The 20,845-nt window shown below is 65.3% G+C and carries 21 protein-coding genes; 9 read left to right on the forward strand and 12 right to left on the reverse strand.

The features are described 5' to 3' along the window. Positions 1–68: 68 nt before the first annotated feature. The 3 genes from BLQ71_RS05785 to BLQ71_RS05795 all read right to left on the reverse strand — a co-directional run bounded on the left by BLQ71_RS05785 (position 69) and on the right by BLQ71_RS05795 (position 2,534). Entirely contained in the window at positions 69–797 is a 729-nt protein-coding gene (locus tag BLQ71_RS05785) for an amino acid ABC transporter ATP-binding protein (protein WP_043135916.1), read from the reverse strand. Then, positions 797–1,609 carry an amino acid ABC transporter permease gene (locus BLQ71_RS05790; protein WP_083342165.1) on the reverse strand — a complete coding sequence of 271 codons (813 nt, stop codon included), beginning with the start codon at positions 1,607–1,609 and terminating at the stop codon, positions 797–799. The genes BLQ71_RS05785 and BLQ71_RS05790 overlap by 1 nt, the downstream gene beginning before the upstream one ends. A gap of 109 nt (positions 1,610–1,718) precedes the next feature. Next, complete coding sequence (locus tag BLQ71_RS05795; RefSeq protein ID WP_074621048.1) at positions 1,719–2,534, reverse strand: ABC transporter substrate-binding protein; 816 nt, start codon at positions 2,532–2,534, stop codon at positions 1,719–1,721. 175 nt (positions 2,535–2,709) lie between these two features. Between BLQ71_RS05795 and BLQ71_RS05800 the strand changes: the two genes are divergently transcribed. After that, on the forward strand, positions 2,710–3,528 hold the full coding sequence (locus BLQ71_RS05800) for a metallophosphoesterase (protein WP_043135918.1): 819 nt from the start codon (positions 2,710–2,712) through the stop codon (positions 3,526–3,528). A gap of 43 nt (positions 3,529–3,571) precedes the next feature. Here BLQ71_RS05800 and BLQ71_RS05805 read toward each other — a convergent pair whose 3' ends face one another. From BLQ71_RS05805 to BLQ71_RS05815, 3 genes are all read right to left on the reverse strand, one after another. Continuing rightward, entirely contained in the window at positions 3,572–4,534 is a 963-nt protein-coding gene (locus BLQ71_RS05805; protein ID WP_074621049.1) for an aldo/keto reductase, read from the reverse strand. Between the two features lie 123 nt (positions 4,535–4,657). Then, on the reverse strand, positions 4,658–5,128 hold the full coding sequence (locus BLQ71_RS05810; protein ID WP_074621050.1) for a DUF411 domain-containing protein: 471 nt from the start codon (positions 5,126–5,128) through the stop codon (positions 4,658–4,660). A gap of 85 nt (positions 5,129–5,213) precedes the next feature. Next, entirely contained in the window at positions 5,214–7,640 is a 2,427-nt protein-coding gene (locus BLQ71_RS05815; RefSeq protein WP_074621051.1) for an FAD-dependent oxidoreductase, read from the reverse strand. A gap of 158 nt (positions 7,641–7,798) precedes the next feature. Between BLQ71_RS05815 and BLQ71_RS05820 the strand changes: the two genes are divergently transcribed. Continuing rightward, positions 7,799–9,346, forward strand: coding sequence for a trimethylamine methyltransferase family protein (locus BLQ71_RS05820; RefSeq protein WP_074621052.1), 1,548 nt, complete (start codon positions 7,799–7,801; stop codon positions 9,344–9,346). A 13-nt stretch (positions 9,347–9,359) separates the two neighbouring features. On the opposite strand, the gene BLQ71_RS05825 is transcribed toward BLQ71_RS05820, so the two are convergent. The 6 genes from BLQ71_RS05825 to urtA form a co-directional block, all read right to left on the reverse strand. Beyond that, positions 9,360–10,808 carry a methyl-accepting chemotaxis protein gene (locus BLQ71_RS05825; RefSeq protein ID WP_074621053.1) on the reverse strand — a complete coding sequence of 483 codons (1,449 nt, stop codon included), beginning with the start codon at positions 10,806–10,808 and terminating at the stop codon, positions 9,360–9,362. 171 nt (positions 10,809–10,979) lie between these two features. Beyond that, entirely contained in the window at positions 10,980–11,678 is a 699-nt protein-coding gene (gene urtE, locus BLQ71_RS05830) for an urea ABC transporter ATP-binding subunit UrtE (RefSeq protein ID WP_074621054.1), read from the reverse strand. An 89-nt stretch (positions 11,679–11,767) separates the two neighbouring features. After that, positions 11,768–12,511, reverse strand: coding sequence for an urea ABC transporter ATP-binding protein UrtD (gene urtD / locus BLQ71_RS05835; protein WP_043135930.1), 744 nt, complete (start codon positions 12,509–12,511; stop codon positions 11,768–11,770). Further along, positions 12,508–13,671 (reverse strand): urea ABC transporter permease subunit UrtC, encoded by a 1,164-nt coding sequence (gene urtC, locus BLQ71_RS05840; RefSeq protein WP_043135933.1) that lies wholly within the window; start codon positions 13,669–13,671, stop codon positions 12,508–12,510. Before urtC ends, urtD begins: the two co-directional genes overlap by 4 nt. 207 nt (positions 13,672–13,878) lie before the next feature. Further along, on the reverse strand, positions 13,879–15,822 hold the full coding sequence (urtB, locus tag BLQ71_RS05845) for an urea ABC transporter permease subunit UrtB (RefSeq protein ID WP_074621055.1): 1,944 nt from the start codon (positions 15,820–15,822) through the stop codon (positions 13,879–13,881). A gap of 105 nt (positions 15,823–15,927) precedes the next feature. Beyond that, on the reverse strand, positions 15,928–17,208 hold the full coding sequence (gene urtA, locus BLQ71_RS05850; protein WP_074621056.1) for an urea ABC transporter substrate-binding protein: 1,281 nt from the start codon (positions 17,206–17,208) through the stop codon (positions 15,928–15,930). Positions 17,209–17,588: 380 nt separating this feature from the next. Between urtA and BLQ71_RS05855 the strand changes: the two genes are divergently transcribed. Genes BLQ71_RS05855 through BLQ71_RS05880 form a run of 7 tightly spaced genes read left to right on the forward strand, consistent with a single transcriptional unit; the run spans position 17,589 to position 20,835 of the window. Continuing rightward, positions 17,589–18,431 (forward strand): urease accessory protein UreD, encoded by an 843-nt coding sequence (locus BLQ71_RS05855; protein ID WP_229754787.1) that lies wholly within the window; start codon positions 17,589–17,591, stop codon positions 18,429–18,431. A 4-nt stretch (positions 18,432–18,435) separates the two neighbouring features. Next, complete coding sequence (locus BLQ71_RS05860; protein WP_043135940.1) at positions 18,436–18,738, forward strand: urease subunit gamma; 303 nt, start codon at positions 18,436–18,438, stop codon at positions 18,736–18,738. A gap of 40 nt (positions 18,739–18,778) precedes the next feature. Beyond that, positions 18,779–18,943 carry a hypothetical protein gene (locus BLQ71_RS26325; RefSeq protein WP_157923286.1) on the forward strand — a complete coding sequence of 55 codons (165 nt, stop codon included), beginning with the start codon at positions 18,779–18,781 and terminating at the stop codon, positions 18,941–18,943. Next, a complete protein-coding gene (locus tag BLQ71_RS05865) occupies positions 18,940–19,248 on the forward strand; it encodes an urease subunit beta (protein ID WP_074621057.1) in 309 nt (102 codons plus the stop codon). The genes BLQ71_RS26325 and BLQ71_RS05865 overlap by 4 nt, the downstream gene beginning before the upstream one ends. 59 nt (positions 19,249–19,307) lie before the next feature. Further along, positions 19,308–20,129, forward strand: coding sequence for a cyclase family protein (locus BLQ71_RS05870; RefSeq protein ID WP_074621058.1), 822 nt, complete (start codon positions 19,308–19,310; stop codon positions 20,127–20,129). A 5-nt stretch (positions 20,130–20,134) separates the two neighbouring features. Then, positions 20,135–20,440 carry a hypothetical protein gene (locus BLQ71_RS05875; protein WP_074621059.1) on the forward strand — a complete coding sequence of 102 codons (306 nt, stop codon included), beginning with the start codon at positions 20,135–20,137 and terminating at the stop codon, positions 20,438–20,440. Beyond that, complete coding sequence (locus tag BLQ71_RS05880; protein WP_074621060.1) at positions 20,440–20,835, forward strand: carboxymuconolactone decarboxylase family protein; 396 nt, start codon at positions 20,440–20,442, stop codon at positions 20,833–20,835. Before BLQ71_RS05875 ends, BLQ71_RS05880 begins: the two co-directional genes overlap by 1 nt. The last annotated feature ends 10 nt before the right edge of the window (positions 20,836–20,845 follow it).

The raw sequence follows: 20,845 nt of genomic DNA on the forward strand, positions 1-20,845 counted from the left end.
GACCCTGCAAAAAGTCGGGCAAATTCCGGTATTTGAGAGGGGCTAGGCGGGGGTGGGGCGCCCGGTGGCTACAATACGCGGGACAGGAAGGCCCGCGTGCGGGTCTCTTGCGGTGCACCAAAGACCTGCGAGGGCGGCCCGGATTCGAGGATGCGGCCCTGGTCGAGAAAGCAGACCGTGTCCGCAAGTTCACGCGCAAAACCCATCTCATGCGTGGCCAGGACCATCGTCATGCCTTCGGCCCGCAGTTGCCTAAGAACATCCAGAACCTCGCCCACCAGCTCGGGGTCCAGTGCCGATGTGATCTCGTCGAACAGCATGATTTCGGGGCGCATCGCCAGCGCCCGCACAATGGCGACCCGCTGTTGCTGTCCGCCGGACAACTGGTCGGGATAGTGCTGCATCCGGTCGCCCAGGCCAAAACGGGTGAACAGCTCGGCAATGCGCGGTTCCAGTGCGGCCCGGTTGTGACCGTGGATGCGGCGCGGCGCCAGCATGGCGTTGTCCATCGCCGTCATGTGCGGGAACAGGTTGTAGCTCTGGAAGACCATGCCGATGCGCTGGCGCACCGGCTGCGGGTCGAAGCCGGGCTCGGAGATGTCCGTCCCGTCCAGCGTGATGGTGCCGTCGTCGATCGGTTCCAGCAGGTTCAGGCAGCGCAGCAGCGTGGATTTACCGGACCCGGATGCGCCGATGAGGCAGATCATCTGGCCGGTGGTGATGTCCAGGTCGATGCCGCGCAGGACCTCGTTGCCGCCAAAGCTCTTGCGGACGTTTTTCAGGGAAAGTGTCGGCATCAGCTGCGGGCCTTGCGCTGGCGGTTCATGAGGTGGTCGGCGTAGCGGGTCGCGGGGATGGTGATCGCCAGAAAGATCAGCGCGGCGCCGACATAGGGCGTGAAATTGGCCAGCAGCGACTTGTAGACACCGGCCTGGCGGAAGATCTCGACCGGGCCGATGAAGCTGAGCAGGGCCACATCCTTTTGCAGCGCGATGAAGAGGTTCATGTTGGCGGGCACCACGCGTCGGATCGCCTGCGGCAGGATCACGAAGCGCATCGCATCGGACGGCGACAGGCCCAGCGACAGCGCCGCCGCGCGCTGGCTTTCGTGGATCGATTCGATGCCGGAGCGGATGACCTCGGCGACATAGGCGGAATAGACCAGCACCAGTGCCAGCGACCCCCAGATATAGGGTGAGTTCCAGGGGCGCGGCAGGCCCAGTCCCGGAATGCCGAAGCCGATCAAGTAGATGACCAGGATCACCGGTAGGCCGCGAAAGATATCCGTGTAGAGGATCGCCGCCAGTTTCACCGGGTAGAGCGCGGGCGTACGCAGGTCACGCGCGATGGCCACCGCCAGCCCCAGCGCCGCGATCAGAGGGGCGCACCAGGCAAAGATCGCGATGTCCAGGAGGAAGGCCTCGAGCAGGCCCGGAAAGGTCTTGGCAAAGACCTCGCCGTTGAAAAAGCTGCGTTGGACCCGGTCCCAGCCGGGAGCCATCGGCACAAACACGACAATGGCCAGGACAACCGCCAGGGTCGAACCGGCGGCGATCAGGTTGGCGCGTCGGCGCTGGCGGGTCTCGAAGATCTGTCTGCGGGTGGGCATCAACTGTCCGTCAGGCATGGGGGGGGCGGGGCGGGGGGCTCTGCCCCCGGCCCTTCGGGCCTCCCCCGAGGTACTTGGAAAACCAAAGAAGCGGGGGCGCGTTCCGCGATTACTCGATGACCGGAACGCCGGTGGCGTCCTGCAGCCACTCGGCCTCGATCGCGGCCAGCTTGCCGCTATCCTTCAGCGCGGCCAGGGCCTCGTTCACGCAGGTCTTGAGCGGGCTGCCTTCTTCCATCAGCAGGCCGAACTGGTCGGGACTGTCGCTGCGCTCGGGCGGGAACTGGCCCAGGATGGTGCCGTTTTCGACCACCACGGCCGAGAGGTACAGCGCCGTCGGCAGGTCAAAGAGCGCGGCGTCGATTTGGCCCGCCTGCATCGCCGCGGTCACGTCGACGTTGTCGCCGTAGAGCATCGGCTGCTTGTCCGGGCCGATCAGGTCCATCAGCATCGGCACGGCGGTGGTGTTGGCATCAGCCCCCCAGAGCAGGGTTTTCAGGCTGGCCACGGTGGGCTGCGCGCCGCCATCGACCACGGATTGCGTGGTCAGGACCGCCATCGCGGAACTGTAGTAGGGGTCGGAGAAATCGACGACCTTCTCACGCTCTTCGGTGATCGAGAACTGCTGCATGTTGATGTCGAAGTTCTTGGCGCCGGGCTGGATCGACTGGTCGAAGGAGGTGCGCACCCAGGTGACCTGGTCGGCGGCGAATCCCATTTCCCCGGCCAGGGCATAGGCCACTGCGGCCTCGAATCCCTTGCCGCTTTCGGGGGCGTCATCCAGGACCCAGGGGTAATAGGCGGGATTGCCGGTGGCGATGGTCAGCATGCCGTCGGTCAGGGTCTTGCCGGTGGCACAAGTGTCCTGGGCCAGCGCGGCGCCCGCGAGGCCGCAGGCGAGCGCGGTGAAAGTCATGAGTTTCATCGGAATTACCCCTGTCGGTTTTTTGGCTGGTGGCAGAGTTGCCGCCCCTGCGCCGCTTGTCAATTTGCCGGTGTCTTTGGCCCCTGCGCACCTGAACCGCAAGCCCTGGTCCGGATGTCGTGATCCTGTGATCCGGCTGTCATAGGGTCGTGGCGATTCGGACGGGGGCTGTGTCATGAAATTCATCCACATGTCGGATATTCACCTGGGCGTGCCGGGCATGTTGATCGAGGGGATCGACCCGCACGAACGCCTGGCCCGCGCCTTTGGCCATATCGCCGAGCATCATTCGGACGCGGTACGGCTGGTCATCACCGGCGACCTGGCCCATTGGGCAGACCCCGAGGCCTATGCGGCGCTGAAACAGGCACTGCGCGTGCTGCCGATCCCGGTGCGCCTGATGGTGGGCAACCATGACGACAGGACTGCCTTCCTGGAGCAATTCCCAGAACATCCACGCGACGCGGCCGGTTTCATCAACCATGCCGAGGACCTGCCCGAGGGGCGGTTCATCTATTGCGACACGGTCCAGCCGCAAAGCCACGCGGGCCATTTCTGCGAGGTGCGCCTGGACTGGCTGCGGGCGCAGCTGGAGGGCTGTGCCCGCGCGTTCCTGTTCTTTCACCACAACCCGTTGCACCTGGGCGATCCGTCCTCGGACATGCTGTCGCTGAACGACCGTGACCAGGCGGGGCTGAGGCCGCTCTTGAAGGCCCATCGTGACAAGATCGTGCACATTTTCTTTGGTCATGTGCACGAACCGCTGTCGGGCACGCTGGCAGGCATTCCTTTTTCCGGCGTGGCCTCGACGGTGCACCAGGTGATCCCGAACCTGTCGCCCTCGAAGCTTTCGGGCATGGGGCCGCTGGAACCGTCCTACCGCGTTGTGCTGATGCGCGGAGAGGATGTGGTGGTGCACCAGATCCCCTTTGCCTGGGACGGCGAGGTGATCTGGCACGGCAACGACTGGGAAGACTGGGCCAGGGAAGCGTGACCCGGGACGGCGGGGCAAGCCCCGCCCTGCGCCCGTGTTGCCCTCAGCCCGGTTTGTAATCGCGGTTGGCCTCGGGGTCTTCGTCCGAGAAGGGCAGTTTCGACAGCTCGTCCCAGAGCGTCTCCGGCAGTTTCATTGCTGCCCAGTCAAGCGTCTGTTGTACGCGTTCGGGTTTCGACACGCCGACCACGGTCGAGGTGATGCGCGGATCGCGCAGCGAGAACTGCAGTGCCGCCGGGCCGGTCGGCACGCCGTGGCGGGCGCAGATTTCCTCGATGGCGCGCACCGGGGCCAGGGCGGCATCGTCGGCCTCCTGGTAGGTGATGCGCGGCATGGCAGCGCTGCCCTTGGCCAGCACGCCGCTGGCAAAAGGCGCGGCGTTCAACACGGCAATGTCGTTGTCATAGGCATAGTCGAACATCGCATCCGCCGAGCGGTTCAGCAGGGTGAACCGGTTGTGAGAGATCAGCGCGTCGAATGGATAGGCGCGCAGGATCGGCTCCATCACATCCAGCCTGCCCGCCGCCAGTCCGACGGCCTGTGCCAGCCCCTCTTCCTTGAGCTTGAACAACTCGTCCAGCGCGCCGCCATCGCCGGTGATCTCGGCCAGGTCGCGGGCATGTTCCGGGTCATGCAGGTGCAGGAGCGGGATGCTGTCGAGGTTCAGTGCCGCCAGGCTTTCCTCCAGCGACTGGCGCACGCGGGCGGCATCGAAGCGCCCGGTCTCCATCTCGCGGTCCAGCTTGGTCGACAGGACAAAGCCTTCGGGCAGGCCGCCGCGGTCCTTGATCACGGCGCCGATCCGTTCCTCGGACCGGCCGAACCCGTAGTTGCGCGAGGTGTCGAGAAAATTCACCGGCCCGTCAAAGATCGCCTCGACCGTGGCACGCGCGCGGTCTTCGTCCACCGAATAGCCATATGTGTCGGGCATGTCGCCCAGGGCGGAGCCACCAAAGCAAAGCTCGGTGACTTCGAGATCGGTCTTGCCAAGGGCGAATTTCGGCATGGGGTCTCCTCCTGTCTGCGCCTGCGTGAAGGGGCAGGACTGCCCGCAAGTTGTGCGACGAAAGCGCCTCGCGGGCAAGGGGAGAGGCCCCGGGGCAGGCCCGGGGCGCGTTTGCCAGGGCCGTCAGGCGGCGTCGTAGTGGGTGAACACGCGCGTCGTCCCATCGCGCAGGATCAGTTGGACGTCGTAGGCCTCGCGCTCGTCCTCCGGCCCCATGCCGGGAGAGCCGTAGGGCATGCCCGGCACGGCGAGGCCGCGCGCCTCGGGGCGTTCCTCCAGCAGGCGGCGGATGTCCGCGGCGGGGACGTGACCCTCGATCAGGTAGCCCTCGATCCGCGCGGTGTGGCACGAGGCCATCCTGGGCGGGATGCCGTTGTCCATCTTGTAGCGGATCAGCGCCGCGTTGTGGGTGTCCTCGGTGGTGACCGCAAATCCTTCTTGGCGCAGGATCTTGACCCAGGAACTGCAGCAGCCGCAATTGCGGTCCTTGAGCACGTGGATCTCCGGTGCGGCAGCCCGCAGCATGCCGGGCAGGGCGGTGACCGCAAGGGCGCCCATCAGCAGGCCGCGACGGTGGAGGGGGGTGATCGGCATGGTTCTTGTCGTCCTTTCTTCTGGCCCAGCACAGGGTCGCCTGACCAGATAGGGCTTCCCCTTGGGGGAAGGTCAAGGCACAGGGTCATGTACGGGGGCGCGTCATGCCCGGATCAAAGGGGCTGGACGGGATGACGTCTGCCGGGATCAGGTCCCCCAGCAGGTCCAGCTCCACCCGGCTGCCCGGCGCGGCAAGGTCGGGCACGACGAAACCCAGCGCCAGGTTCATCCCCGTGCGGTGCCCGTAGGCGCCGGAGGTGACGGTGCCGACAACCTTGCCGTCCCGCATCATCGAGGCGCCGGGCTGGGCCACACGGTCTGTCGCCCCGTGCCGCAGGGTGACAAGGCACCTTCCCGGACCCTTCGCCCGGCGTCGCATCAGCGCCTCTTTCCCGACAAATGCCTTGGTGGTCGAGACGAAGCGTCCCAACCCGGTCTCGTAGGGGTCGTACTCTGTCAGCAGGTCCGATTTCCAGTGCAGAAAGCTCTTCTCCAGCCGCATGGACTCGATCGCGTGGCTGCCGAACAGGCGCATCCCCTGCGCGGTGCCGGCCTCTTGCAGGGCGGAATAGGCGGCCATAAGCGAGGCGTTGGGTACGTGGACCTCATAGGCCAGTTCGCCAGAGAAACTGACCGACAGAACGGTGGCCGGGGCGTAGCCGATGAAACATTCGCGCGCGGACAGCCAGGGAAAGCCGCTGGCGGACCAGTCGCCGCGCGCGACCGTGGACAGGATCGCGCGGGCGCCGGGGCCGGCGAGCACGAAGATACTCATGTCCTGCGTCAGGCTGTGCAATTGCACGTCCTCGCCCGGGCGCATGTGCCCGGCCAGCCAGTCATGATCGTGCCGTTCCGAAGCTGCGGCAGAGCCGTACCAGACACGGTCCGTGCCCCGGTCGGAGGCAGGCAGGTTGGCGAAGGTCGCCTCTGCCTTGATGCAGCCATGATCGTTGAGCAGGTAACCCAGCCCGACGCGGCCCGCCTGCCGGGGGACGCGACCACAACAGAGCCGGTCGAGAAACGCATGCCTGTCGCGGCCCGTGATCTCGATGCGGTTGAACCCGTTGATCTCTGCCAGTCCCGCGCGGGTGTGGACGGCCTGGACCTCTTCGGCAACCGTCGCGTGGGTTTCGTCAAACCGGAAGCCGGGCGTGACCTGCAGGCCCGGGGCAAAGACCTCGGCCCGTTCCCATCCGTTGACCGGCGCAAAATGTGCACCCTCGGCCCTAAGGATCGGGGTCAGGGGGGTGGTGCGGGCCATGCGGCCCGCCGGGCGGTGTTCGTTGGGAAAGTGAAAGCGGAACTCGTTCTGGTATTCCTGCACGGCCATGCGGGCGGTCAGCTCGACATTGGTGTGCGGGCCATAGCGGCGCGGGTCCAGCGCCCAGGTGTCGTAGATTGCCTCTCCATGCACGATCTGCTGGGCCAGCAGCCAACCGTGCCCGCCGCCTTCTCCCAGGCCCGCGCGCAACCCGATGATGCAATAGGCGTTGCGCTTGCCCGGGATCGGCCCGACCAGCGGCGCGCCGTCGATGGTATAGGTGATCGGACCGTTCACGATGGTATGGATGCCCGCGTCGCGCAGGGCAGGCATCCGGGCAAAGGCGCCCTCCAGCACGTCCATGATACGGTCCAGATCGTCGGGGCAGAGCGCGTTGGTAAAGTTCGGGTCGATCCCGTCCATGCCCCAGGTGCGGCAGTCCTGTTCGTAGAAGCCAATCAGCAGCCCGGTCTTGTCCTGTCGGCAATAGTAGTCGGAGATCGGGCAGCGAAGCAGGGGCATCCGGTGCCCCGCGTCCCGGATCGCGGGGATTTCCTCGGTCACGAAGTACTGGTGTTCCATCGACATGACCGGATGGTGCACGCTCATCATCGCCCCGACCTCGTTCACGCGGTAGCCGCAGGCGTTGACGACGACCTCGGTGTGGATCTCGCCCCGGGGCGTGGTGACGATCCAGCTGTCGTCCGGCAACTGGCGCAGGGCGGTGACAGGCGTGTTGCGATGCACCTCTGCCCCGGCTTTTCGGGCCCGCCGTGCCAGGGCCTGGCACAATTGCGCCGGGTCGATGTCGCCGTCCAGCGGATCCCAGAGCCCGCCGACAAGGTTGTCGGTGGAAATCAGCGGGTGGCGGCGGGCGCACTCCTGGGCGTCGATGATCTCGAAATGCACCCCCATGCCCCGTGCCATGCTGGCGAAATGGCGATAGCCGTCCATCTGCGCCCCGGTGTTGGCCAACCGAATGCCACCGTCGGCGTGGTGGTAGGTGATCGGGTACTCCGGGTCCTCGGACAATTCCTTGTAGAGCGCGATGGAATGGCTTTTCAGGCCGACCATCGTCTGAGTCATGCCGAAATTCGTCACCTGCGCCGCGGAATGCCAGGTCGTACCAGAGGTCAGCTCGTCCCGTTCCAGCAGCATGACATCGGTCCACCCCTCCTGTGTCAGGTGGTAAAGCGTCGAACATCCGGCGATGCCCCCGCCGATGACGACGGCGCGAGTGGTGGTCTTCATGTGCGGGCCTCCTGCTGCTGTTGCCAATCGGGGGCGAACTCCGACACTTGGGCAAGGCGGCTTTCGTGACTTAAGCGCCTCGAAAAAGGAGTTTTTGAAAGTCTTCAGGTGCATGCGGCGGCTTGTCATGTGCGGCGGTACAGCCCGTAGTGATCCGCATGGATATCGAAAAGGATCAGCGCGGCCTGCGCCAGGTGCGGGAGGGGAGGCGGCCTGGCGGTCGTCTTGCGCGTCATGCAGCCCGGGCCAAGGGGCTGGCCAGTCCGGCGCCGCCAGGCCAGGTTGGCGGGCAATACGCACCGTTGAGCGATGACGACATCGTGGCGATCTATGCTGCCGCCAAGCGCCTGCTGGCAGAACTGGGCATGGGCGAGGTCCCCGACCGGCTACGGGCCGATCTGTTGACCGTCGGGGCCGAGGCGCAAGGCCCGCGGGTCCTGTTTCCGGCTGCGCTGGTCGATGCGGCGGTGGACCGGGCGGCAAAACGCTTTGTCCTTCACGGCCGCGATCCCGCCCGCGACATCGAGGTGGGCGGTGACCGGGTGTATTTTGGCACCGGCGGGGCGGCGGTGCAGGTCGTGGACTTGGACAGCGGGTTTTACAGGGCGGCCACCCTGCAGGACCTGCGGGATTTCACCCGCCTGCAGGACGCGCTTGAAAACATCAGCTGGTTTACCCGGTGCTGCATCGCCACCGATGTGTCCGACGCCCGCGACCTGGACCTGAACACCGCCTTCGCGCTGCTGGTCGGGACGACAAAGCCGGTGGCCAGCGCCTTTACCCTGGCCGAAAACGTGGCGCCCGTCGTGGCGATGATGGACATGGCGCTGGGAGGCGAGGGCGCGTTTTCCGCCCGCCCTTTCCTAAAGGCGCATATCAGCCCGGTGATCTCGCCCATGCGGTATGGGGCCGATGCTGTCGAGGTGGTCTATGCCTGCATCGCTGCCAACATGCCGTTGTCCTGCATCACCGCGGCACAGGCCGGGGCGACGGCGCCGGCGACTTTGGCGGGGTTCCTGGCGCAGTCATTGGCCGAAACGCTGGCCAGCCTGGTCATGGTCCATGCCATCCGACCGGGGCATCCGATGGTCTTTTCGAACTGGCCCTTCGTCGTGGATCTTCGCACGGGGTCCTTTTCGGGCGGTGGCGGAGAGGTCGCTTTGATGAACGCGGCATCGGCGCAGTTGTCGAACTGGCTGGATCTGCCGTCTGGGGTGGCCTGTTCGATGACGGACGCCAAGACGGTGGATGCGCAGTACGGGATGGAAAAGGCGATGACGGCGCTGGCGGCGGGGCTTGCGGGCGGCAACCTGGTCTACGAGAGCGCGGGCATGACCGCCGCCTTGCTGGGCGCCAGTTACGAGGGTTTTGTCCTGGACAACGAGATGCTGGGGGCCGTCCAAAGGGTGCTGCGCGGGATCGAGGTCAGCGAGGACACGCTGGGTGTCGAGGCGATCCGGGACGCCGTCCTTGGCCAGGGGCATTTCCTGGGGGCGGACCAGACCCGCGCGGCGATGGAACGGGACTATCTCTATCCGCGCCTCGCGGACCGCAGCGATCCACGCAGCTGGGAACTGGCCGGGGCCGAAGAGGCGCGGACAAGGGCAAAGGCCGAGGCGCGGCATATCCTGGCCACGCATCGGCCTGTTTACCTGGAGGCGGCGCGGGAAAGTGCGATCCGGGCCGCCTTTCCCTGCCTGCGGTGAGCGCGCGCGACAGTCAGGCGGCCTGGCTCTGCGCGGTCGGTCTGGGGGTGCGCTGAGCAGCCGTTCCGCCGATTTTTAGTCCCGCCAGCGCGGCGGCCACTTCGGTGGCGTTCTGGCGCATGATCGAGGCGGCGGCGGTCGTCTGTTCCACCATCGCCGCGTTCTGCTGGGTGACCGAATCCATCTGGCTGACGGCGGAGTTGACCTCGGAGAGGGCGGTGGACTGCTCGCTGGAGGCGGCGGCGATCGCGGCGGAAAGCCCGGAGACCTTTTCAAAGCTTTCCACGATGGCCTTGAGGTTGCGACCTGCGTTGTCGATCAGGTCGACGCCGCTGGTCACTTCCTTCGAGCTGTTCGAGACCAGCTCGGTGATCTGGCGCGCGGCGTCCGAGGCATTGCCCGCCAGCACCCGCACCTCTTCGGCCACCACGGCAAAGCCGCTGCCCGCGCTGCCGGCGCGCGCCGCCTCGACGCCCGCGTTCAGGGCCAAAAGGTTGGTCTGAAAGGCGATGTCGTCGATCAGCCCGATGATCCGCGTGATCTGGTCCGAGGAGGTCTGGATGCGGGTCATCGCGCCAGAGGCTTCCTCGACAGTGCGCGCGCCTTCCAGCGCGGTCTGCGAGGCCGTCGCGGCGACCTGGTTGGCCTCTTGCGTGTTCTTGGCAGAGCTGGCCACGTTTTCGGTCAGTTCATGCACCGCAGCGGCGGTTTCTTCCAGCGATGCGGCCTGGTTGGCCGTGCGTTCCGACAAGTCGTCGGCCGCGGCCGATACTTCCTCGATGATCTTGACCAGGTTCGACATGGTACCCGTGACCTGTGTCATGGTCTCCCTCAGGTTTTCCGTGGCGCCGTTCAGCTTTCTCCGTACATCGTCGAATCGCTTGGGATAGTCGCTGCTGTCGGGGCCGGGGATGACATGGGTCAGATCCCCCTGTGCCAGTTTCTCGATCGCGGTGTCGATATGGCCAAAGGCGGCGGTCTGTTCCTCTGCGAGGATGCGGAACGTGGTTTCGACAACCCGTTCGATGTCCAGCGCGAAGGCCCGGGTCAGAACGCCGACCATGATGGCAAGGCGGCTGCGCTTGCGCCTGGGGATGCGTTTGAACAGGGCCGCGACAAGGTCGGTCGTGGCCAGCGAATAGGCGGACATGTAGGTATCAAGCGGCAGGTCGATCCGGGCATGTGTGCGCCCGATCCGGTCTACCGAGGCCATGTATTCCGTGTCGAACTCTCCTGACAGCAGGCGGGTCCAGTGCTTTTTCTGGGCATTGCGGGCGTATTCCATCCGCTCCGGCCCGTCGAAGAAGGCCGCGGTATCGGGATTGGCCTGGGCGCGCTTGTAGAAGGCTGTCAGCACCGCGTCGAGTTCGGGTTTGAGAAGTTCCCCGACCTCACGCAGCAAACCTGCGTTTTCGCCGTCCAGCTGGAAGTGCGAGAGTTTCTGTTGAAGGTCCTTGGTCATCTGCTGTTCCGTAAATGATCGGGTCGGTACGGCAGATTAAAGCGCCCATAGGTTAACAAGCCTGTCACTGCCGGTGGCGGGGTGGGGGCTTCTTGGGCCTTGTTTTACTAAACTTGCGTGCGTTGGCAGCTGTGGAGAAATGGTTTACGAGTCAAGGGTCCATTGTCGGCATCAGACCGACACCTTCTTCAGAAGGACCTCGCGCGGGGTGTCCGCCTTGGGCGCATTGTGGATCACCCGGCCACGCTCCAGCGCAATGAAGTGATCGCCAAGATCGTAAGCGAAATCAAAGAACTGCTCGACCAGGATGATGGCCATGTCGCCCTTCTGGCGGAGGTATTTGATGACCTCTCCGATTTGCTTGATGATGTTCGGCTGGATCCCCTCAGTGGGCTCGTCCAGCAGCAGCAGCTTGGGCTGTGCGATCAGCGCGCGGGCGATGGCGAGTTGCTGCTGCTGGCCACCCGAAAGATCGCCGCCACGGCGGGCCAGGAACTGCTTGAGGATCGGGAAAAGCTCGAATGTCTCGTCCGGAATGCCCCAGTCCGACTTGGGCAGGCAGGCATATCCGGTCTCGAGATTCTCTTTCACGGTCATCAGGGGAAAGATGTCGCGGCCTTGCGGGACGTATCCGACCCCGGCCCGCGCCAGCGCGTGCGCTGGTGTCGTGCGGGCGATGTCCGCCCCGTCCAGCACCATCGCGCCGCCGGACCGCGCATGAGTGCCCGAGATCGCCTTGAGCAGGGATGTCTTGCCCACGCCGTTGGTGCCCATCAGGCAGGTGACCGCGCCGGGTCTTGCCTCCATCGAGATGTCGTAGAGAATCTGGCTGTGGCCATAGTGCAGTGTCAGGTCGGAGAGGCTCAGCATGGGGTGGGCTTTCCTGTCGTCCGGGCGCCGCGCGCGGGAACGTGGGCGCATTGGGGTATTTTCACCAAGAAGAAGCGGCAAGGCATCGTTCAGCGGCCCAGGTAGACTTCGATCACCTGCGGGTTGCTGGTGACATGGTCGATCGAGCCCTCGGCCAGAACCGATCCCTCGTTCAGCACGGTGACCTTGCAATTCAGGCGGCGGACGAACTCCATGTCATGTTCGACCACGACGACGGCCCGGGTCCTGGCCGCCTCGACCAGCATTTCGGTGGTCTTTTCGCGTTCTGCCGGGGTCATGCCGGCGGCGGGTTCGTCGACCAGCAGGAGCCGCGGTTCCTGCGCCAGCAGCATGCCGATCTCCAGCCACTGTTTCTGGCCGTGGGAGAGTTCGCCGGCGGGGCGGGTGAGACTGTCGGTCAGGCCGGTCTGTTCGGCGATTTCCTCGATGCGCTCGGCGCCTCGTTTCGTCTTCTTGTAGAACAAGACGTCGAAGGGGCCGCGCGGGTTCTTTAACGCCATCGCCAGGTTCTCACGGACGGTTTGCGCCTCGAAGACGGTGGGTTTCTGGAACTTGCGGCCGATGCCTTCGCGGGCGATTGCGGATTCCGACATGCCCAGCAGCGAGATACCCTTGTCGCCCCACAGGACATGGCCCTCGTCCGGCTTTGTCTTGCCGGTGATGATGTCCATGAAGGTGGTCTTGCCGGCGCCATTGGGGCCGATGATGGCGCGCAACTCGGGCTCTCCGATCTGGAAGGAGAGCGAGTTTATCGCCTTGAACCCGTCGAAGGAGACCGAAACGCCGGACAGTTCTAGCAGGGTCTTACTCATGATTTCCTCGCGATCTTGTCGACCAGCCCGCCCAGGCCCTGCGGTGCGAACAGGGTGACGGCGACGAACGAGAGGCCCAGCAGAACAAGCCACCAGTCGGTCCACTGGATGGTGTAGAAGCCGAGGTTGATGTCGGGCGCGCCGCCGCCGGTGAACCAGCTCGAGGCGAGGGTGACGAAGACGGTGCCCATTACCGCGCCATAGAGCCGTCCGCGCCCGCCGATGGCGACCCAGACCGCAAGGTAGATCGAGGCGATGGGGGCGATTTCCGCCGGGTTGATGATGCCGGCCTGCGGGTAATAGAGCGCGCCCGCGATGCCCGCGATCACCGCCGTCAGGGTGAAGACGAAGAGCTTGTAGCTTTCGACGTGGTAGCCGAGGAAGCGCACCCGGGTTTCATCGTCGCGGATGGCGCGGATCACGCTGCCCATCTTGCCCGAGACGACCCAGGCGAAGAGGATGTATCCCAGCGCAAGCGCCAGGGCTGAGGCCCAGAAGAAGACCATCGAGACCATGCTTTGCGGGGTGCTCTCGAATCCGGGGATGTTTTGCAGGCCGGACAGGCCGTTGTTGCCGCGCAAGCCGCTGTCGTTCTGGAACAGGTAAAGCGAGAGCGCCAGGGTCATGGCCTGGGTCAGGATCGAGAGATAGACGCCGGTCACGCGCGAGCGGAAGGCCAGCCAGCCAAAGACCAGCGCCAAGAGGCCCGGGACCAGCACCACCATCAACAGTTGCAGGGGCAGGGAATGGGCAAAGGCCCAGATCGGCGGGAACTCGGACGCCCCGACCACGCCGAAGATCTGGCTGGCAATGGCGTCAGAAACCTCTTGCGGACTGGGCGGGACCACCTGTGCGGCCATACTGTCAGTGACGATGGTTTCGGTGCGGGCATACATCAGCCACATGCCGATGGCGTAGCCGCCGATCCCGAAAAAGGCGAAATGGCCCAGGCTGAGGATGCCGCAATAGCCCCAGACCACGTCCATCGCGATGGCGACGAGGCACAGGCACAGGGTCTTGCCCAGGGTCTTGACGAAACTGGTGGAGATGAAGCCCGTCCCGGTCGCCTCGGCCATCAGGGTGACGGCCAGCGTGAAGATCCCGAGGAAGGCGAGAAACCAGAGAACCGAGGGGTTCCGGGCAATGAAGCTGCGGTTCATTTCGGCGCTCCGTTCTTGGGATTGCTCCGGTCGGGGGCAGGGGGGCGGTTTCGGGCATCGGGCGGCTCTGCCCCCGGCCTGCGGCCTCCCCCGGCGTGTTTCGGGCCCAAGGAAGACGGGGCGTGCGCGCTGGTGCCGGTGGCGGCGCCACATGTGTGCGGGATCAGGACGCCGTGGCTATGGCTGCAGAACAGGGTGCGCATGGTCTCAGTCTCCTGCCGCGCGGCCCTTGAGGGCGACGATGCCCTTGGGACGGAACTGGATGAAGAGGATGATGAAGAGGATCATGTAGGTCTGTGCCGCCAGGGTGTTCGACGGGTTGAACCATTCGATCCCCTTTTGCAGCGTGCCGATCATGAAGGCACCGGCGAGCGTGCCCCAGACATTGCCCACACCGCCCACAACCACGGTCATGAAGCTTTGCACGATATAGTCGGCGCCCATTTCCGATGTCACCTTGGCATAAAGCCCGATGGCCACACCGGCGATCCCGGCGATGCCAGAGCCCAGGCCGAAGGTCATCATCTTGATCCTGTCCGGGTTGATGCCCATCGAGGCAGCCATGCGCGGGTTCTGTGTCACGGCGCGTACCTCCAGCCCCAGCCGGGTGCGTTTCAGGATGAAAAGAAGAAGGGCCAGGAACAGCAGGGCCAGCACGAAGATGGCGATGCGGATATAGCTGATGGCGATCACGTCGTTGATCTGCCATGCGCCGTCCAGCCAGTCGGGCGAGGTCAGCGGGCGGGCCTGGGTGCCGAAGATGTTCTTCGCCAGCTGCTGCAGGGCAATCGAGACGCCGAAGGTGGCCAGCAGGGTTTCCAGCGGGCGGTTGTAGAGCCAGCGGATCACCAGGCGTTCCATCGCCACGCCGGCGCCAAAGGTGACGGCAAAGGCCAGCGGCAGGGCGACGATGAGCGACAGCGTGTAATCGGGAATGAAAAGCTGGACGACGTAGCCGGTGTAGGCGCCCATCATGATGAATTCGCCATGCGCCATGTTGATGACGCCCATGACGCCAAAGGTGATGGCCAAACCGATGGCGGCGAGGAAGTAGATCGAGGCCAGCGAGATGGCGTCCAGCGCGAGATCGCCTGCCTGGCTCATCCCGACGCGGGTCTGAACCGCGTCCTGGGTCCTTTCGGCGGCATCGGTGATGGCACTGTCCGGCTCGTCGTAAGCCTCGTAGATGGTCCAGGCGGCAAGGGTTTCGGCGATGATCTCGGGCGTGGCGCGCGGCGGCAGCGTTCCGGCCTCGGCCAGGGTGTCATAGGCGCGCAGGCGCCGGTCGGACGTGCCAAGCTGGCCGACCGGGATACCGCCGACCTTGCCGTCCTCGACGTGGCGTTCCAGCGTCGTGCGGATCGAAGAGGCATCGACCAGCGCGGGCAGGTCTGTCTGTTCTCCGATCATGGCATAGGCCTCGGCCTCGGGCAGATCGGTTCCGGGCACAAGAACGCGGGCGATATTCGCGTCCTCGGGTAGGTCCTCGGCGATTTCGGTCCGGGTGGCGAGGATCTGGGACAGGACGGCGCGGGCATCGACGCTGAGGTCGGAGGACAGCGCCTCGATGGCCTCGATGCGGGCTTCGGACGTGTCACCGAAACGGGCGACAAGGTAATTCAGCAGACGTTCCTTGCGCGTTTTCAGCGCGGCGTCCGGTTCGCCGTCGATGGAGGCGGCGAGCGGAGGAATCTGGCTGGGATCCAGCCCGCGCGCGATGGCATCGACGGCGTCCTGGCGCTTGGTGATGTCGGGGTCGGAAAGCTGGAACTGGACCAGCGTTTCGGCGATGGCGCGGCGTACCCCGCCGTTCGGCTTGATCTGGTCGAGAGCATCCGATGCGACGCCGGTCGCGACGGCGTCACCGCTGGTGAGGTCCAGCAGGGTCAGCGTGTCGCCCGTTTCCTCGATGTAGAAAAACAGCCCGTCCGCTTCACGGACGTAGACGGCCTTGCCCTGCCAGCGTTCCAGAAAGCGCGGCACCTCGGGCAGGCCGGAAGCCGACAGCGCCTCGAGCACAGGGGTGACGGTGCGGCGCGACGGCTTGGCGACTTCCTCCTGGTGCTCTTGCAGGAGCGATTGCAGATCCTGGGAGAAGCCGGGCGCGGGCAGCCACGCGATCAGGAGAACCGCAAGAAGGGCACGGAGCATGTGTCAGCCTGTGTCTTGGGAGGGGGTGGGGCAGGGCGGTCGGGCCGCCCTGCCAGAGTAACCTTGGTCGCCGGGGCGGCATGGCGGCCGCCCCGAGAGGTATCATCAGTAGTTCGACTTGATCTGGACGCAGGTCTCGGTCTCGGTGTTGTACATGCCGCAGCCGAGGTCTTTCCAATCCGACTTCAGCACAGCCGATTCCGGCAGGAAGTCGGTCCAGGCGTCGCCGGGAACCGGGTCGGTCTGGCTGATGATGTCGAACTGGCCGTCCTCTGTGATCTCGCCGATCAACACCGGCTTGGTCAGGTGGTGGTTCGGCAGCATGACCGCGGTGCCGCCGGTCAGGTTCGGGAATTCCTGCCCGTACATGGCGGTGCGGACAGCATCCACGTCGGTGGTGCCGGCCTGGGTCACGGCGTTCACCCACATGTTGAAACCGATGTAATGCGCTTCCATCGGGTCATTGGTCACGCGGTCTTCGCCCATGCGGGCCTTCCACGCGGCGACCCATGCCTCGTTGGCGTCGGTTTCGGCGGACTGGAAGTAGTTCCAGGCGGCCAGGTGACCGACCAGGTTCACGGTGTCGAGGCCCGAAAGCTCTTCTTCACCGACCGAGAAGGCGACAACCGGGATATCGTCAGCGGAAATGCCGGCGGCGGCCAGTTCCTTGTAAAAGCCGATGTTGGCGTCGCCGTTGATGGTCGAGATCACGCCGACCTGCTTGCCGTCCTCGCCCAGGGCGACGACGTCCGCGACGATGGTGGCCCAGTCAGAATGACCGAAGGGCGTGTAGTTGACGAAGATGTCCTCTTCGGCGATGCCCTTCGATGCCAGGTAGCTGGCCAGGATGTTGTTCGTGGTGCGCGGATAGACGTAGTCGGTGCCCAGCAGGGCGAATTTCTCGACGCCCAGTTCCTCGAGGAAGTAATCCACGGCGGGGATCGCCTGCTGGTTCGGCGCGGCGCCAGTGTAGAAGACGTTCTTGGACGATTCCTCGCCTTCGTACTGCACCGGGTAGAACAGCAGGCCGTTGAGTTCCTCGATCACCGGCAGCACCGATTTCCGCGACACGGAGGTCCAGTTGCCGAAGATCACGTCGACCTCGTGCACGGTCAGCAGTTCACGCGCCTTTTCGGCGAAGAGCGGCCAGTCCGAGGCCGGGTCGACCACGACGGCTTCAAGCTCGCAGCCCAGCAGGCCGCCTTTTTCGTTCTGGTCCGCCACCAGCATCAGCATGGTGTCTTTCAGCGTGGTTTCCGAAATCGCCATCGTGCCGGACAACGAGTGCAGGACGCCGACCTTGATGGTGCAGTCCTGGGCGCTTGCGCTGCCCGCGATGATGGCCAGTGCGGCAGCACCGGACAGAAGTTTCGTGAAACGGTTCATTCCTGTCTCCCCGCGGGCGAGCGGCCCTTGTCGGCACGTTTCCGAGCGACTAGGTCCTCCCCCGCAACAACTTGTTGCATCCAGTGTGGCGGCCTGACCGAGGTGCGAACTTGACCGGTCGCCACACGCCCTTTCCGTCCATCTCCTGAGCAGCGCGGCCTGGGCGCCTCGAGTCATCTGGCCCAGGTGCCTTTCGGTCAATCGCGGGAGGGGAGCTGACAGGTGTGTGGCAGGAAATGCCCAATTATTGACCCGAAACCGGCATGAACGCCTAATTTGTCAGCGAAAGTTCCGGCCACCTGTCTGCGAAAGTGCCCAAGCATGTTGCATTGGCCGGTCCGCAGTGGCGGTATCGTGCCGAAAGAGGTCGCGGGGGGACCATGACACTGCACATGCGCAAGGACCGGACGGGAGAGGCCGCGCCCGCGGCAAGGCTGCCCCGGGCGCGCGGCACACTTGACCTGTCGACCAAGTCACGCGCCGACCAATCGGCGATAGACGGCTTGCGCACCTCCGGTTGCCTGCGGGCACTGTTTCCGCGCCGCCAGGCAGGGGTCGAGGCCATTGTCATCAACACGTCGGGAGGGCTGACCGGGGGTGACCGGCTGGACCTCGCTGCCACGGCAGGGCACGGCTCTCACCTGACGCTGACGACCCAGGCGGCCGAACGTGCCTACAAGGCGAGTTCCGACATCGCCAGGGTCCAAACGCGGCTCGAGGCCGGGGCCGACGCGAGTCTGCACTGGTTGCCGCAGGAGTTGATCCTGTTTGAAGGTGCGCGCCTGCGACGGCGCCTGCGGGCCGATCTGGCCTCGGATGCGCGCCTTTTGCTGGTTGAACCGGTGATCTTTGGCCGCAGCGCGATGGGGGAACATCTGCACGACGTGCGTTTCGATGACCGGATCGAAGTCTGGCGCGGGGGCTCACCTCTCTACCTTGATTCCGTGCAGCTGGACGGTGACCTGGAGGCGCGGATGCGGCGCCCGGCGCTTGGCGGCGGTGCGGGCGCGATGGCCAGCCTTGTCTATGTCGCGCCCGACGCCGAGGCGCACCTGGCGGCCCTGCGGCCGATGCTGCCCGAGACCTGCGGCGTGTCCCTGATGCGCGAGGATCTGTTGATCCTGCGGATGCTGGCGCGCGACAGTCTGAATTTGCGGCGCAGCCTGCTGCCCGTGCTGGACCGGCTGAGCCGGGACACCCTGCCGACATCCTGGAGACTTTGAAGACATGCAACTGACCCCGCGCGAGAAAGACAAGCTGCTGGTCGCGATGGCCGCCGAGGTGGCCCGCAAGCGCCTGAGCCGCGGCGTGAAACTGAACTACCCCGAGGCGATTGCACTGATCACCGACGCCGTGGTCGAAGGCGCCCGGGACGGGCGATCCGTCGCCGACATGATGCAGGCGGGCGCCGAGGTCATCACGCGTGAACAATGCATGGAGGGTGTGCCCGAGATGATCCACGAGGTGCAGGTCGAAGCGACCTTTCCGGACGGCACCAAGCTGGTGACGGTTCACGATCCGATCCGGTGACATTGAGTATTTTCAGAGAGAAGAAAGACGAGGGACAAGGATGAAAAAGCTGATCGCAACTGGCGCCGCACTCATGGCCGCCGCTCCCGCAATGTCGCATCCCGGCTCGCACATGCATCCGCATGGCGCCGAAAGCTGGCTGAGCCTGTTGCCCGCCGTGGCACTGATCGTGGTTGCGGGCCTGATCGCCTGGGGCCGGAGATGATCCCCGGGGAGCTGTTCCCCGCCGAGGGCACGCTGACCCTGAACGAAGGCCGCGAGGTGGTGACGCTGCGCGTGGCCAATACCGGCGACCGCCCGGTGCAGGTGGGCTCTCATTACCACTTCGCCGAGGCCAACCCCGCGCTTGATTTCGACCGGACCGCCGCGCGCGGATGCCGGCTTGATATCGCGGCGGGAACGGCGGTGCGGTTCGAGCCGGGGCAGGCGCGCGAGGTCAACCTGATCCCGATTTCGGGGGCGCGCCGGGTCTACGGGTTCAATCAACAGGTGATGGGCGCGCTGGACTGACGCGCCCGAGTCGGCACAGACTGGTGGGGTTGCAGAAACCAACCAGGGAAGGAAAGACCATGTGCGATGTATGCGTGATGAACTCGGTCAAGGACCGGATGCTGTCGCGGCGCTCGTTCTTCAGGGCGGGGGCCGTTGCCGGTGCCGGGGCCGTTCTGGGGGCCGGCATGGCAAAACCGGCGATGGCGGCAAGCCACGGCAGCGGTGTCGTCGACATGACTCATACCTATGACGAGAGCTTTCCGACCTATTTCGGCGTTCCGGGTATTTCCTACGACAAGGGGGCCGATTTCGCCAAGGACGGGTTCAACCTGTACAGCCTGACGGTCAACGAACACACCGGCACCCATGTGGACGCGCCGCTGCACTTCTCGGCCGATGGGCAGTCGGTGGACGAAATCCCGGTCGACAGCCTGGTCTGCCCGCTGGTCAAGGTGGATATCGCGGCCCGGGCTGCCGAAGACGCTGACACGATGGTGACACCTGACGACCTCAAGGCGTGGATCGCCGCACATGGCGATATCCCCGAGGGCGCCTGCGTCGCGATGGATTCGGGCTGGACCGCCAGGCTGGGCACCGACGGGTTCCGCAACGCGGATGGGGACGGGGTGATGCATTTCCCGGGTTTCCACGTCGAGGCGGCCCAGATGCTGGTCGAGGAAACGGGCGCGCGGGCCATCGCGACGGACACGCTGTCGCTGGATCCGGGCAACTCGGCCACCTTCGACGCGCACTACGCATGGTTGCCGACCAATCGCTACGGGATCGAGAATATTGCGAACCTCGGCAATGTCCCGGCCTCCGGGGCCACGCTGATCGTGGGGGCCCCGAAACATGCGCGCGGCACCGGTGGCCCTGCCCGCATTTTCGCGATGGTGTGACGCCTATGGTCCGGCTGTCCCCTTTCGATCTCTGGCTCACCGCCTCGCGCTTTGCCTGCATGGCGGCCGAGGCGCAAACGGTGGTGGCCATGCGGGTCCTGGGGATGGCCGGGCTGTGGTCCGTGACCCCCTCCGAGACGGCACGGATGATGCGTGAAAAGGCAGTGAATTTCCCGCTGGCGATGGAACAGGCGACCCGCGCGGCCTGGAAAGGGGAAGATCCCCTTGGCGCCGCGCTGGCCCCGCTGCATCGCCAGACCCGGGCCAACGCGCTGCGGCTGGCGCGGCGCGGACCCAAGTGGAGGATGTAATGGCGACGGTCAAACTGTTGTCCGACGAGGAACTGAGCGCCGAGGCAAAGGCGGTTTTCGACGACATCCGCGCGGTGCGCGGGACGTATTTCATTAACAACTTCTGGCGCGCGCTGGCGCATGACCCGGCGCTGCTGAAGGCGACGTGGGACCGGCTCAAGGTGGTGATGGCGCCCGGCGCGCTGGATCCGCTGGTCAAGGAGATGATCTATGTTGCCGTCTCCGGCACCAACGGTTGTGCCTACTGCGCCCATTCTCACACGGCCTCGGCCCGCGCCAAGGGGATGACGCCCGAGATGTACGGCGAACTGCTGGCCGTGATGGGCATGGCCAACCAGACCAACGCCCTCGCGAGCGCCCTGCAGGTGCCTGTGGACGAGGTTTTCAAGGAATAGGACGCGGCCC

The organism is Antarctobacter albus, from assembly GCF_900101505.1.
GTDB classification, from domain to species: domain Bacteria; phylum Pseudomonadota; class Alphaproteobacteria; order Rhodobacterales; family Rhodobacteraceae; genus Antarctobacter; species Antarctobacter albus.

Excerpts from the sequence above, each read along its gene's own strand:
- BLQ71_RS05825 (WP_074621053.1), bottom strand. The coding sequence starts at position 10,808 with ATGACCAAGGACCTTCAACAGAAACTCTCGCACTTCCAGCTGGACGGC.
- BLQ71_RS05785 (WP_043135916.1), bottom strand. The coding sequence starts at position 797 with ATGCCGACACTTTCCCTGAAAAACGTCCGCAAGAGCTTTGGCGGCAAC.
- BLQ71_RS05795 (WP_074621048.1), bottom strand. The coding sequence starts at position 2,534 with ATGAAACTCATGACTTTCACCGCGCTCGCCTGCGGCCTCGCGGGCGCC.
- BLQ71_RS05870 (WP_074621058.1), top strand. The coding sequence starts at position 19,308 with ATGTGCGATGTATGCGTGATGAACTCGGTCAAGGACCGGATGCTGTCG.
- urtE (WP_074621054.1), bottom strand. The coding sequence starts at position 11,678 with ATGCTGAGCCTCTCCGACCTGACACTGCACTATGGCCACAGCCAGATT.
- BLQ71_RS05810 (WP_074621050.1), bottom strand. The coding sequence starts at position 5,128 with ATGCCGATCACCCCCCTCCACCGTCGCGGCCTGCTGATGGGCGCCCTT.
- BLQ71_RS05855 (WP_229754787.1), top strand. The coding sequence starts at position 17,589 with ATGACACTGCACATGCGCAAGGACCGGACGGGAGAGGCCGCGCCCGCG.
- BLQ71_RS05805 (WP_074621049.1), bottom strand. The coding sequence starts at position 4,534 with ATGCCGAAATTCGCCCTTGGCAAGACCGATCTCGAAGTCACCGAGCTT.
- urtC (WP_043135933.1), bottom strand. The coding sequence starts at position 13,671 with ATGAACCGCAGCTTCATTGCCCGGAACCCCTCGGTTCTCTGGTTTCTC.
- BLQ71_RS05800 (WP_043135918.1), top strand. The coding sequence starts at position 2,710 with ATGAAATTCATCCACATGTCGGATATTCACCTGGGCGTGCCGGGCATG.
- urtD (WP_043135930.1), bottom strand. The coding sequence starts at position 12,511 with ATGAGTAAGACCCTGCTAGAACTGTCCGGCGTTTCGGTCTCCTTCGAC.
- BLQ71_RS05865 (WP_074621057.1), top strand. The coding sequence starts at position 18,940 with ATGATCCCCGGGGAGCTGTTCCCCGCCGAGGGCACGCTGACCCTGAAC.
- BLQ71_RS05860 (WP_043135940.1), top strand. The coding sequence starts at position 18,436 with ATGCAACTGACCCCGCGCGAGAAAGACAAGCTGCTGGTCGCGATGGCC.
- urtB (WP_074621055.1), bottom strand. The coding sequence starts at position 15,822 with ATGCTCCGTGCCCTTCTTGCGGTTCTCCTGATCGCGTGGCTGCCCGCG.
- urtA (WP_074621056.1), bottom strand. The coding sequence starts at position 17,208 with ATGAACCGTTTCACGAAACTTCTGTCCGGTGCTGCCGCACTGGCCATC.
- BLQ71_RS05880 (WP_074621060.1), top strand. The coding sequence starts at position 20,440 with ATGGCGACGGTCAAACTGTTGTCCGACGAGGAACTGAGCGCCGAGGCA.
- BLQ71_RS05815 (WP_074621051.1), bottom strand. The coding sequence starts at position 7,640 with ATGAAGACCACCACTCGCGCCGTCGTCATCGGCGGGGGCATCGCCGGA.
- BLQ71_RS05820 (WP_074621052.1), top strand. The coding sequence starts at position 7,799 with ATGGATATCGAAAAGGATCAGCGCGGCCTGCGCCAGGTGCGGGAGGGG.
- BLQ71_RS26325 (WP_157923286.1), top strand. The coding sequence starts at position 18,779 with ATGAAAAAGCTGATCGCAACTGGCGCCGCACTCATGGCCGCCGCTCCC.
- BLQ71_RS05790 (WP_083342165.1), bottom strand. The coding sequence starts at position 1,609 with ATGCCCACCCGCAGACAGATCTTCGAGACCCGCCAGCGCCGACGCGCC.
- BLQ71_RS05875 (WP_074621059.1), top strand. The coding sequence starts at position 20,135 with ATGGTCCGGCTGTCCCCTTTCGATCTCTGGCTCACCGCCTCGCGCTTT.